General features: G+C 30.3%; 11 protein-coding genes. 9 read left to right on the plus strand and 2 right to left on the minus strand.

Features of this window, described 5'->3' with window-relative positions; translation table 11 throughout:
- Positions 1–339 precede the first annotated feature (339 nt).
- From OIO11_RS14915 to OIO11_RS14935, 5 genes are all read left to right on the plus strand, one after another.
- Positions 340–1,044: an MIP/aquaporin family protein gene (locus OIO11_RS14915; RefSeq protein ID WP_268072234.1), complete on the plus strand. Its 705-nt coding sequence runs from the start codon at positions 340–342 to the stop codon at positions 1,042–1,044.
- A 140-nt stretch (positions 1,045–1,184) separates the two neighbouring features.
- Complete coding sequence (glpK, locus tag OIO11_RS14920) at positions 1,185–2,678, plus strand: glycerol kinase GlpK (RefSeq protein ID WP_268072235.1); 1,494 nt, start codon at positions 1,185–1,187, stop codon at positions 2,676–2,678.
- A gap of 190 nt (positions 2,679–2,868) precedes the next feature.
- The gene (locus OIO11_RS14925; RefSeq protein WP_268072236.1) at positions 2,869–4,308 is read left to right on the plus strand and encodes an NAD(P)/FAD-dependent oxidoreductase; all 1,440 of its coding nucleotides are present in this window, start codon (positions 2,869–2,871) and stop codon (positions 4,306–4,308) included.
- A gap of 23 nt (positions 4,309–4,331) precedes the next feature.
- Entirely contained in the window at positions 4,332–5,591 is a 1,260-nt protein-coding gene (locus tag OIO11_RS14930; RefSeq protein WP_268072237.1) for an NAD(P)/FAD-dependent oxidoreductase, read from the plus strand.
- A gap of 5 nt (positions 5,592–5,596) precedes the next feature.
- Positions 5,597–5,968 (plus strand): DUF1667 domain-containing protein, encoded by a 372-nt coding sequence (locus OIO11_RS14935; protein WP_268072238.1) that lies wholly within the window; start codon positions 5,597–5,599, stop codon positions 5,966–5,968.
- 77 nt (positions 5,969–6,045) lie between these two features.
- On the opposite strand, the gene OIO11_RS14940 is transcribed toward OIO11_RS14935, so the two are convergent.
- On the minus strand, positions 6,046–6,936 hold the full coding sequence (locus tag OIO11_RS14940) for a polysaccharide deacetylase family protein (RefSeq protein ID WP_268072239.1): 891 nt from the start codon (positions 6,934–6,936) through the stop codon (positions 6,046–6,048).
- Between the two features lie 34 nt (positions 6,937–6,970).
- Positions 6,971–7,231, minus strand: a complete 261-nt coding sequence (locus OIO11_RS14945; RefSeq protein WP_268072240.1) for a hypothetical protein — start codon at positions 7,229–7,231, stop codon at positions 6,971–6,973.
- A gap of 218 nt (positions 7,232–7,449) precedes the next feature.
- On the opposite strand from OIO11_RS14945, the gene OIO11_RS14950 reads away from it, so the two are divergent.
- From OIO11_RS14950 to OIO11_RS14965, 4 genes are all read left to right on the plus strand, one after another.
- A complete protein-coding gene (locus tag OIO11_RS14950) occupies positions 7,450–7,839 on the plus strand; it encodes a hypothetical protein (RefSeq protein ID WP_268072241.1) in 390 nt (129 codons plus the stop codon).
- Between the two features lie 310 nt (positions 7,840–8,149).
- Positions 8,150–10,105: a DNA gyrase/topoisomerase IV subunit B gene (locus OIO11_RS14955; RefSeq protein WP_268072242.1), complete on the plus strand. Its 1,956-nt coding sequence runs from the start codon at positions 8,150–8,152 to the stop codon at positions 10,103–10,105.
- Positions 10,106–10,190: 85 nt separating this feature from the next.
- Positions 10,191–13,103, plus strand: a complete 2,913-nt coding sequence (locus OIO11_RS14960) for a DNA topoisomerase IV subunit A (protein ID WP_268072243.1) — start codon at positions 10,191–10,193, stop codon at positions 13,101–13,103.
- 195 nt (positions 13,104–13,298) lie between these two features.
- Positions 13,299–13,717: NAD(P)/FAD-dependent oxidoreductase (locus tag OIO11_RS14965; protein ID WP_268072244.1), on the plus strand; the 419-nt coding region annotated here is incomplete at its 3' end.

Genomic DNA, 13,717 nt, shown 5'->3' on the forward strand with positions numbered 1-13,717 from the left:
ATTGGTATAATTACTATATTTTACTGTTATTAGCTAAATAATATTCCTAGAAATATAGTATATATTTTTTTAAAAAAGATATATACTATTGCTTTTTATTTCCAAAAAAGATAAAATAATGTAAAAGGGGTGGTAATTTAAAATATATTAAATAAAGAAATAAAGAAATAAAATATAGTAATAAGAGGTGGAATGCATACATAGAATTTATTGAGTGACTAAAAGAAATTTGTAACAAATAGATTTAATAGAAGATATAAATTCATACCTAATATTAAAGTACAAAAATAAATATATATAATATATATTTATAAAATTTTATTTTAAGGGGGAATTTTAATGTCACATTTTATGGCAGAATTTTTAGGTACCATGATTTTGGTATGGCTAGGTGATGGAGTAGTTGCCAGTGTTTCACTTAACAAATGTAAAGGACAGAATGGTGGATGGATAGTTGTAACTACTGCATGGGCAATAGCTGTTGCGATCCCTGTTTATATTTTTGGAGCTATAAGTGGAGCTCATATAAATCCAGCTGTTACTATAGCGAATGCAGTTATTGGTAATTTTGCATGGAGTGAAGTTGTGCCTTATATAGTTGCCCAAATGTTAGGTGGAATTGTAGGAGGAGCATTAGTATGGTTAACTTATTTACCTCATTGGGAAGCAACTGAAGATAAAGCTACAAAGCTTGGAGTATTCTGTACAGCACCAGCTATTAGAGATACTAAATCAAATCTTTTATGTGAGATTTTAGGTACAGCAATGTTAGTATTTGGATTATTAGGTTTAGGTCAAGCAGAAATGGTAGCAGGAATTAGTGCATTAGCAGTTGGTCTTTTAATATTTGTTATTGGTCTTTCACTAGGAAGTCCTACAGGATATGCAATAAATCCAGCTAGAGATTTGGGACCACGTATAGCTCATGCTATTTTACCCATAGCAGGAAAAGGCGATTCTGATTGGGAATATTCATGGATACCAGTTGTTGGTTCGATTATTGGAGGAATATTAGGAGCTTTAGTATTTGTAGCTGTATTCTAAAATGGTTAATAATAGGGAAAACAAACTGATTTATAAACATAACAAGTAGTTTTTAAGCATTATTACTAATGTATGATGTTTTTTATAATTTAAAATGAACAGACGTTTTGTAAACGTTTAAAATGGGAGGATGATTAACGATGAAAAAGTATATAATGGCATTGGATCAAGGAACAACGAGTTCAAGATGTATAATATTTGATGAAAAAGGTGAAATTGTAAGTGTGTCACAAAAAGAATTTGAACAAATATATCCAAAAGCAGGATGGGTTGAGCATAATCCTATGGAAATATGGGGTACTCAAATAGGTGTAGCAACAGAAGCTCTTGCTAAAGCGCATATAACAAGTCAAGATATTGCTGGTATCGGTATCACAAATCAAAGAGAAACAACGATAGTATGGAATAAGAAGACAGGTAAACCTGTATATAATGCTATAGTATGGCAATGTAGAAGGACAGCTAAGACTTGTGATGAATTAAGAGCTAAAGGATTAGATAAAGATATTAGAGAAAAGACAGGATTAGTTTTAGACGCATATTTTTCAGGAACAAAAGTAAAATGGATATTAGATAACGTTGAAGGAGCTAGAGAAGAAGCAGAAAAAGGTAACTTAGTATTTGGTAACGTAGATACATGGCTAATTTGGAATCTGACAAAAGGTAAAGTACATGTAACAGATTATACTAATGCTTCAAGAACTATGTTATTTAATATACATGAATTAAAATGGGATGAAGAACTTTTAAAAGCTTTAGATATACCGAAATCAATGCTTCCGGAAGTTAAACCATCTAGTTGTGTATATGGTGAAACAGATATAGATATTTTTGGAACATCAATTCCAATTGCAGGAGATGCAGGAGATCAACAGGCGGCATTGTTCGGTCAGGCGTGCTTTAAACCAGGTATGGCAAAAAATACTTATGGAACAGGCTGCTTCTTATTAATGAATACAGGAGAAAAAGCAGTTGCTTCTAAAAATGGATTACTAACAACTATAGCAGCTAGTACTTCAGATAAGGTAGAATATGCCCTAGAAGGAAGTATATTTATTGGAGGAGCTGTAATTCAATGGTTAAGAGATGAACTTAGAATGGTAAAAAGTTCTCCAGAATCAGAAAAATATGCTGAAGCAGTAGAAAATACAAATGGTGTTTATTTAGTACCAGCGTTTGTTGGACTTGGAGCACCATATTGGGATCAGTATGCAAGAGGTACTATGGTTGGACTTACAAGAGGAGCTAAGAAAGAGCATATTATAAGAGCGGCTTTGGAATCAATGGCATATCAGACCTATGATGTATTAAAAGCTATGGAAGAAGATTCAGGAATAGAGCTTAAAGAATTAAAAGTAGATGGAGGCGCATGTGCAAATAATTTCTTAATGCAGTTCCAATCAGATGTTTTAAGCGTAAAAGTTCAAAGACCAGAAATAATAGAAACTACTGCGCTTGGAGCAGCGTATTTAGCAGGACTTGCTGTAGGATATTGGAAGGATAGAGACGATGTAACAAGGAATTGGGCAATATCAAGAAATTTTGAGCCTTCAATGTCTAAAGAAAATAGTAAAGAATTACTTGAAGGATGGCATAAAGCAGTAAAGAGATCTCTAGAATGGGAAAATAAATAAAATTTAAATAATCATTTAGTATTTCACTTAAAAGCTGGCTATTTGATTATAGCCAGTTTCCAACTTTATTATTCATAACTTTGTATATAAGAGAATATTGATTAGGCAGAGAATAGGAGAGCCTTAATTTGAATGGTAATATTACCATTCAAATTAAGAGTTCTTTTTATTATAGTTGAGGAGGAGTATTATGTATGATATTACAATTGTAGGAGCAGGAGTTACAGGATGTGCAATTGCTAGAGAATTATCTAAATATAAATTAAAAACATGTGTGTTAGAAAAGGAAGTAGATGTTGCCAGTGGTACAAGCAAGGCTAACAGTGGTATTGTTCATGCAGGGGAAGATCCTGTCCCAGGCACTCTTAAAGCTAAATTAAATGTAAGAGGAAATGAACTGTACGACAAATTAAAAGAGGAACTAGATTTCCCATTTAAAAGAAATGAATCCTTAGTTTTATGCTTTGATAAAAAAGATATACACAAATTAGAAGAAATGAGACAGCGTGGACTTAAAAATGGTGTTCCAGATACAATGGAAATATTAAACAGGGAAGAAGTTTTAAAATTAGAACCCAATTTATCAGATAAAGTTGTAGCTGCGTTAAGACTTCCAACAGGAGGAATTGTTTGTCCATATGAACTTACAATTGCTCTTGCAGAAAATGCCTATACAAACGGTGTAGAATTTAAATTTAATACAAAAGTAGAAGGTGTTGATAAGAAAGAAAATATGTACATTCTTAAAACTAATAAAGGAAATATAGAAACTCAAATAATTATAAATGCAGCAGGATTGTTTGCAGATAATTTAAATAATATGGTAAGTGAAAGAAAAATCAACATAATTCCAAGAAAGGGAGAGTACTGTTTATTTGACAAGGCTGTAGGCAGTATAGCCTCAAGAACGTTATTTCAGCTTCCAACAAAGATGGGTAAAGGAGTGTTGGTTACACCAACAGTAGATGGAAATTTACTTATAGGACCAACTTCTGTAGATATGGATGATAAAGACAATAAAGATACAACACGAGAAGGAATAGATGATGTGTTAGAAAAGGCCAAGCTCACTATAAAAGAGATTCCTATGAAACAGGTTATAACTTCATTTACAGGACTTAGAGCTCATGAAGTAGAGGGAGATTTTATTATAGGCGAAGTAGATGATGCTAAGAACTTTATAAACGCTGCTGGAATTGAATCACCAGGATTAACAAGTGCGCCTGCTATAGCTGAAATGATTAGAAATATTATTGTTGAAAAATTATCACCAGAAAATAATGATAAATTTAACCCTATAAGAAAAGCAATTCCTAAATTTAGAGAAATGAATAATGAAGAAAGAAAAGCTCTTATTTCTAAAGATGCAGCTTACGGTAAAATAGTTTGCAGATGCGAAACAGTTACTGAAGGTGAAATAGTTAATGCTATAAAAAGACCATTGGGAGCTACAACTTTAGATGGAATAAAGAGAAGAACAAGAGCTGGAATGGGAAGATGTCAATCAGGATTTTGTTCTACTAAATTGGTAGATATTTTGATAAGAGAACTAGGTGTATCTCATACAGAGATAACTAAATTCGGAGGTAAATCTAACTTATTGGTAGGAAAGCCAAAAGATAATATTTAATAATAAAGAGGGGAGGAGTTTAAATGCAACAATACGATTTAGTTATAATCGGTGCAGGACCAGCGGGACTTGCTGCAGCTATACAGGCTAAGGAAGAAGGAATAGGTAATATTCTAATATTAGAAAGAAATGATAAACTTGGAGGAATACTTAACCAATGCATCCATAATGGATTTGGTCTCCATATTTTCAAAGAAGAGTTAACAGGTCCTGAATATGCACAGAGATTTATAGATAAAGTAAAAAAGATGAAAATACCATATAAATTAAATACAATGGTAATAAATATAAATAAAGATAAAGTTATAACAGCTGTAAATGACAAAGATGGAATAAGTGAAATAAAGGCTAAAGCTGTAATCCTTGCTATGGGATGTAGAGAAAGACCTAGAGGAGCAATAAATATACCAGGAAGTAGATGTGCTGGTATATATGCTGCAGGTACAGCTCAAAAGTTTGTAAATATCAAAGGATATATGCCAGGAAAAGAAGTTGTAATATTGGGGTCAGGTGATATTGGACTTATAATGGCAAGAAGAATGACATTAGAAGGTGCAGAAGTAAAAGCAGTAGTAGAGCTTATGCCTTATTCAAGTGGACTTAAGAGAAATATTGCTCAATGTTTAGATGATTTTGATATACCATTAAAATTGTCTCATACAATAACAAATATAGAAGGTAAAGATAGGGTTGAAGGAGTAACTATTGCAAAAGTTGATGAAAATTTAAAACCCATAAAAGGAACAGAGGAACATATAAAGTGTGATACACTGTTATTATCTGTTGGACTCATTCCTGAAAATGAACTTTCCAGAAATGCTGGAGTTAAGCTTTCAAACATAACTGGAGGAGCAGAGGTAAATGAGAGCATGCAAACTAATATAGAAGGAATATTTTCCTGTGGTAATGTACTCCATGTACATGATTTAGTAGATTATGTTACTGAAGAAAGTTATAATGCTGGTAAAAATGCTGCTAATTATATAAAAGGAAAAAAAGTTGAAGGTAAATCAGTGGAGTTAATTGGAACATCTGGTGTTAGATATACTGTGCCTAAACAGATAAATCCTAAAAATATAGACAAGACTGTAGATGTCAGATTTAGAGTAGGAAACGTATATAAAGATAGTTATATTTCTGTTTATTTTGACAATAAACGAGAAATGCATATAAAGAAAAGAATTTTAACTCCAGGAGAAATGGAAACAGTAAAACTTACAAAAGCGATGCTTAATAAATATTCAGATTGTAAAACAATTACTGTAAAAGTGGAAGGGGAGTAGAATATATGGCTGTGAGAGAATTGACTTGTATAGGATGTCCAGTGGGATGCAATTTAGAAGTTGAAATTAAGGATGGAAAAGTTATAAATGTACAAGGCAATATATGTGTTAAAGGAAAAAATTATGCTGAAAAAGAGTGTACAAATCCAACAAGAATAGTAACTTCTTCAGTACCAGTTTTAGAAGGAGAAGTAGACATACTATCTGTTAAAACGGAAAAGGATATACCTAAAGAAAAAATATTTGAATGTATTAAAGATTTAAAAGGTATAATTGTAAAAGCTCCAATAGAAATTGGTGATATAATAGTTAAAAATACAGCAGGAACAGGTGTTAATATAGTTGCCACAAAAAAAATCGTGAAAGCCATTAAATGAAGAATTAAAATATAGGTAATTTAAAGAGAGCACCTACACTCAAGTAGATGCTCTCTTTGCTTATATAAAAGTTATAATTATTTTATTTTTGTAAATTGAGTCTTATATGTGTCTTTTGAAATTACGTCAAAAATAAATCCTTGTTCTTTAAGACCTTCTATAATTTCAGGTAAAGCTTGTACAGTTGTTGTTTTTGGACCTAAATCGTGCATTAAAATAACGGCTTTCCCATTTCTTGCACGTTTACTTTGGTTTAATACTGAGCTTACAATTTTATCTTCATCTTGACGATATTTTGATGCATCTGTAGAATCTACATTCCAATCAAAGTATACGTAACCTTCTTCATCCATAGCTTTTAATATATCTTTCATTATCTTTTTACCACCATATTTATGGCTAACAGTATTATTAGAACCACCTGGATATCTTATAATATGAGTAGGTTCATTTCCAGTAATTTCAGTTAGAAAACTATCTAATTTTTTTACATCATTTTTAAAATTATCAACTGACTTATAAATAGTTGGATAATCATGGCTGTATGTGTGATTAGCTAAAGCATGTCCATCTTCAGCGATTTTTTTATATAAATCTTTTAAACTTTCATGACCATTTACAAAAAAAGTTGCTTTTACATTATAATTTTTTAATGTTTTTAATATATCTAAAGTGTTTTTTGATGGTCCATCATCAAAAGTTAAGTAAGCTATTTTTACATCTTTCATTTTTTCGGTGTATAAATTTCTTTTCTCATCAATAGTAGTTTGCAATATTTGATTTTTTTCAGTTATTTTTTGGTTGGTGTTTTTTATCTCATTTATCTTTTGTGTCAATTTACTATTTTCGCTTTTTACTTTCATAATTTTTGCTTGAGCTATAAGCATATTTGAAAGTGAAAATATCAATGCACAAAATAAAATAATTTCAATTAATCTAAGCTTTGAATTTGATTTTCTTCTTCTCATATTATTACCATCCATCTCTTAAAATTTAATTATGTTATTCTGATATTTTTGTTAATTCATTTATTTTCTTTTCAATGTCAGAATGATTTTTGTTTAATTCATCATTCTCAGCAGTTAAAGAACTATTTGTTTTTTGAAGTGCTTGAAGTTCATTTTGTAATGCAGCATTTTGAGCTTTATATTCTTTAATTTTGGGACCGTTAAAAAAATTAATAAATAAAGCAATAATGGTTATAGAGCTTGTCAGAAGTACATTTATTGCTCTTGTCTTTCTCTTTATTCTTGAATTTCGCATAATTCTTTCTCCTTTTTTAATGTTTCATATATATTCGACACTATTATATAACATTTTATTATAAAGTAAAGTTACAAAAATGTAACAATCTAATAAGATATGAGAAAAGAAAAGGTAAAGCTAAGTATTTCTTGAAAATTCTCATAAACATGTCCCTTTTTTATCTAAAAAGCATATATAGTAATATACAGTTCTTTGTAGAAGGGGGGACTGAGGTAATGACAGAACTTATTGTTCAATATGTTTTGATAGTTTTATTGGTTGTAGGATTAGCATATTTTATATTTTTACTTAAGGACAAGGATATTAAAATCAGTGAAGATTATTTTGGTATAGCTTACACAATATTAGGTTTTCTTCAGGAAAATGAGGCTACATCTGAAAATATAAAGAAGATATTAAGGTTCGTATCAGAAGCTGTTAATTATGTAGAAGTTAATTATAAAGATGAAGATAATTTTATAAAAGAAGAGAAAGCTTTAGTTTTAGCAAGAGAAGCTTTAGCAACCTTGGATTTTAAAAATGAAATTCCAGATGAGACTTTAAGACAAATTATAAGATTAAGTGCAGTTTTTTTACCTCCAACAAAGAATCAAGTTGATGGTTAAAATGATACGATTGAAAATTCTAATAAAATTAGGATGTGTATTTTTACATATCCTAATTTTATTAGAATTTAAAGTTATTATGATACTGTTACTTTATTTCTTTATTGTAAGGTGATTAAAAAGTTTATGTTATAGCCATAATAGATAAATTATACCTTGTAATAGATTATGAAAATGGGTAAAATAGAGTATGGTTTTACAAATAAGAACATTAGTTTCTATATTTACGTGAATTAAATAATTAACAAGTTGGTATTACAAATATATAATAAAATTCAACATAGATATAAATTGGAGTTGGAGGAGTAATATGAATTTAGGAAATAACACAATGAATTCTTATGATGTTACAGATTTAACATCTTTAGAAAAATTAGAGCCAGTCAGAGTTAGACCTGGTATGTATATAGGATCTACTGGAACAAAAGGACTTCATCATTGTATTTGGGAAATATTAGACAATTCTATAGATGAAATAGCCAATGGTTATGGGGATAGAGTAAAAGTAATTTTAAATAAGGATAAAAATGTTACTGTCATAGATAATGGAAGAGGCATACCCACTGGAGTACACCCAATTAAAAAGAAATCAGGTGTAGAAATGGTATATACTGAACTTCATACTGGAGGTAAATTTGATAATAAAAATTACAAAACATCAGGAGGACTTCATGGAGTTGGAGCAGCAGTTGTCAATGCTTTGTCTGAGTGGCTTGAAGTAGAGGTAAAACAGAAGGGTAATATTTATAAACAAAGATTTGAATATGCTTTTGATAAAGAGTTAAATAAAAAAATGCCTGGAACGCCTGTCACACAACTGAAAAAAATAGGAAATACAGATGAAACAGGAACAAAAATAACGTTTAAGCCTGATAAAGAGATATTTAGTACAGTTGAATTTAAATTTGACGTAATAGATGAGAGATTACAGGAATTAGCTTTTCAAAATAAAGGTATAACTTTGGAATTGATTGATAATAGAAAAGATGAGATTGTGGTGAAAGAGTATCATTCAGAGAGAGGGCTTTTAGATTTTATAGATTATTTAAATGAAAGTAAAACTACTATTCACAAAGATCCTATACTTTTTGATGGTGAAAAAGAAATAGATGGAATGAAAGTGTATGGAGAAGTCTGTATGCAATTTACAGATTCTACTACTGAAAACTTTGCAAGCTATGTAAATAATATACCCACAACAGAGTCAGGAACACATGAAACTGGATTTAAAACAGGTATGACGAGAGCTTTTAAAGAATGGGCAAAAAAATTGAACATAGTTAAAGAAAAAGATAAAGGTTTTGAAGGTGATGACCTTAGAGAAGGATTAACGGCTATAATAAGAGTTAAAATAAGTAATCCTATTTTTGAAGGTCAAACAAAGACTAAGCTTGGAAACAATGAAGCTCACACAATAATGAATGAATTAGCTTATACTAAATTAGGGGCTTGGATTGAAGATAACAAAGAAGTAGCTGCAAATATCATTAATAATGCCGTATCAGCAGCTACTAGAAGAGAAAAAATTAAGAAAATAAATGAAGCAGAAAAAAAGAAAGTAGGAAAAGGAACAGCACCACTTGCAGGTAAAGTATCTGTTTGTACACTGAAAAGACCAGATGTATGTGAATTCATAGTAGTTGAAGGAGATTCAGCAGGTGGTAGTGCAAAACAGGCAAGGGATAGAAGATTTCAAACTATAATGCCTTCTAAGGGTAAAATAATGAATACAGAAAAACAAAAGCTTGAAAATGTACTAGCTAGCGAAGAACTTAAGCTTTTTAATGTAGCTATAGGTACAGGTGTATTAGATAACTACAATGAAAGTGATCTAAAATACGATAAGATAATAATATTAAGTGATGCTGATGTAGATGGGTATCACATAAGAACTCTATGGATGACTTATATTTATAGATATATGAGACCTCTTATATCAAATGGACACTTATACATAGGATTACCTCCTTTATATAAGGTATATAAAAATGTAAAAGGTGAAGAAATTAAACAATATGCATATAGTGATGAGGAATTAGCAAAAGTAAAAAAGAAAATTGGCAAGGGTGCATTAATTCAAAGATATAAAGGTCTTGGAGAAATGAATCCTGATCAGCTTTGGGAAACTACATTAAATCCTGAGACAAGAACCCTTCAACAAGTTACCATAGACGATGCTGCAAAGGCTGAGAAGATGGTATCTCTATTAATGGGAGATGTGGTAGCTCCAAGAAGAAATTATATGTATAAATATGCGGAATTCTAATTTTAGTTTAGAATTTACATTAGGTTGTCTAAATTTGAAGTGTCAAAAAAGATAATTCTAAACTATTAAGAAAGGAATTGAAAGAATGTCTAGAAAAAATATGGAAATACCAAAGGATAATAATATAGTAACGGTACCTCTTTCTGAGGTTATGCCGGACAATTATCTTCCTTATGCTGTAGAAGTGGCTAAGGAAAGGGCTCTTCCAGATGTTAGAGATGGTTTGAAACCAGTTCATAGAAGAATTTTATATGGAGCTTATAAATTAAAGGCTCTACCTGATAAACCTTACTATAAATCAGCGAGAATAGTGGGAGACATTTTAGGTAAATATCATCCACATGGAGATACCTCTGTATATGATGCAATGGTTATTCTTGCCCAAGATTTTGCCACAAGAAGTCCTCTTATTGATGGACATGGAAACTGGGGAAGCATAGATGGAGATAATGCAGCCGCCATGCGTTATACTGAGGCAAGACTTACTAATATTGCACTAGAGATGCTTAAAGACATAGATAAAGATATAGTTGAAATGGTAAATAACTATTCTGATACAGAACTTGAGCCTAAAGTGCTTCCAGCAAGATTCCCTAATTTACTTGTAAATGGAACCTTCGGTATAGCAGTAGGACTTGCAACAAACATACCTCCCCATAACTTAGGAGAGGTAATTGATGGTACTATAGCTTATATAGATAATAATGAAATTTCAACTGAGGAACTTATGAAATATGTTAAAGGACCAGATGTACCTACTGGTGGAATTATAATAGGTGAAAAAGCACTACTTTCTGCTTACGAAACTGGAGAAGGAAAAGTAACTTTAAGAGCAAAGACTTCTATAGAGAAATTAGAAAATGACAGATATGGGATAATTATAAATGAGTTTCCTTATAGAAGGAATAAAGCTAAGATTCTGCAGAGCATATCTGAAATGACAGCAGATAAAAAGCATACAAAGGCTCTTGAGGCTGTAACGGATATTCGTGATGAGTCAGATAGAAATGGAATAAGAGCAGTTATAGAATTTAGAAAATCAGCAGACAGAGATATTATTGATAAAGTATTAAAATATTTATTTAAAAGAACAGATTTGCAGTGCAATTTAAATTTTAATATGGTTGCAATAGCTAATGGTAAGCCAGAAACTATGGGACTTAAAACTATTATAGGTCATTATGTTAATCATCAAAAGGATGTAGTGACAAAAAGAACTGAGAAGGAATTAGAAATTGCAACAAAGAGATTCCATATTGTAGAAGGCTTTATAAAAGCTATCGACATCATGGATGACATAATTACAACCATAAGAGCTTCAAAATCAAAAAAAGATTCGGAGAATAATATTATAAAACAGTTTGGATTTACTGAAGCACAAGCTCAAGCAATAGTTGAACTAATGCTTTATAGGTTAACAGGGCTTGAGATAAAAGTTTTTGAGAAAGAATATAAGCAGCTGGATAAACAAATTAAAATTCTAAAAAAAGTGCTTGAAAGCGAGAATGAACTATTAAAAGTTGTAAAAAAAGAGCTTGAGGAAATAAAGGCAAAATACTTTGATGCTAGAAGGACTCAGATAATCTATGATGATGAGGAAGCTAAAATTGATTTAGAGGAACTGATATTAGAAGAAGATATTGTAATTACTATATCAAATGAAGGATATATAAAAAGAATATCTGATAAATCATATAAGAGATCCAATACTAATGTTGAAGATATAGAATATAGAGAGGGAGATTTTAACAGATATTTAATTAATTCAAATACTAAAGATACTTTGATGGTATTTACTGATTTAGGAAATATGTATCAGTTAAAATGTGCAATGCTTCCTGAAATGAAATGGAAGGAAAAAGGTGAGAAACTAGATACTTTAGTAAGGTCTATGGATTTAGAAAAAGAAAAAGTTGTTAGTGCAGTTATTGTTAGTGAATTACTTGATGAAAGAGGATTTATTTTTTTTACAAATAGAGGAGTTATAAAGAAGACTTCTTTAGATAAATTTGAGACTAATTACTCTAAATTAGTTGCAATAAAGTTAAAAGAAGGCGAAAAATTAGTTGATATTCAATTATATAATAAAAATAGAGTAGAGAGATATATAAATATAAAGACTAAAGAAGGTCTTTGTTTTAGTGTTGATGAACCTAAGCTTGAAGTCGCTGAGAGAAATATATTAGGAACCCAGCTATTTAACCTTTCAACAATTGATGAAGTTGTAGAAATACAGTATACTCAGAAATTCGAACATAAAACATTTATAGTGAATGTTGATAAAAATGGATTCATCAAGATATCCAATAAAAGAACTCATAAAAATTCTTATTCCTGTTTCACTAACTCTTTAAGTAACCTACTGATATTTGGTGATAAGGGAAATGTATTTAAGCTTTCTTCAAATATGATACAAAATATTGATTCTAATGGAATTAATTTAAATGCGCTTATAGACGATTTTAATGAAAAAGAAGAAAGTATTATAAATATTTTTTCAGTATTAGATTTTAATGAAGATAACAGCTTGTATTTTTTTAGTAAATCTGGATATGTTAAAAGAACTTTATTAAGTGAATTTACTGGAGAATATACAAGTATTAAAGGATATAAGCTAAAAAATGAAAATGACGCTCTGATAAATGTAAAATTAAGTAACGATAAGATAAATAAGGATATATTGTTAATAACTAAGGATGCAATGTGTATTAGGTTTGAAAGTGGCAGCATAAACGTTATGGGTAAGATAGCATCAGGAGTTACTGGTATTAGTCTTAGAGATAATGATGAGGTAATTTATGCTGAATTTATAATTTATAGAAAAGAAACTGATGAAATAGTTGTAGATGGAGAAGATACAGGCAACATAAAATTAATTTCAAAAAATAATCTTGAAGAAGAAATGAAATTCAATGACATAAAATTACAAAACAGAGCAGGAAGAGGAGGAAGGTTACTTCTTCTAGAATTGGATGATTATATTTTAAAAATTAAATAATTTTATAAAAAGTATATTGCAATATATGCCAAAAGATGTTATTATACGTATGTCAACATAATTTAAGTTAAAATTATGTTAAAAATATGTTAAGTAAATATTAAATGGCAGAGAATAAGAGAGCCTATTTTTAAAAGGAAAAATATATTCCTTTTAAATTAGTGCTCTCTTTTTTATGCGAATAGGAGGAATAATATGTTTGATATTACAATTATAGGTGCAGGAGTTACTGGATGCGCAATTGCAAGAGAATTATCTAAATATAAATTGAAAACGTGTGTATTAGAAAAAGAAATAGATGTTGCATCAGGAACAAGCAAAGCTAACAGTGGGATAGTTCATGCAGGAGAAGATCCAACACCAGGAACTCTTAAAGCTAAAATGAACGTTAGAGGAAATGAGATGTATGATAAGCTTCAGGAAGAATTGGATTTTCCTTTTAAGAGAAATGGTTCTCTAGTTTTATGTTTTGATGAAAACGATATGCATAAATTAGAAGAAATGAGACAGCATGGTCTTGTAAACGGTGTACCGGACACAATGGAAATACTAAAGAGAGAAGAATCTTTAAAATTAGAACCAAATCTATCAGATAAAGTTGTAGGTGCATTAAC

The organism is Clostridium sp. ZS2-4 (assembly GCF_026719745.1).
GTDB lineage: Bacteria > Bacillota > Clostridia > Clostridiales > Clostridiaceae > Clostridium_H.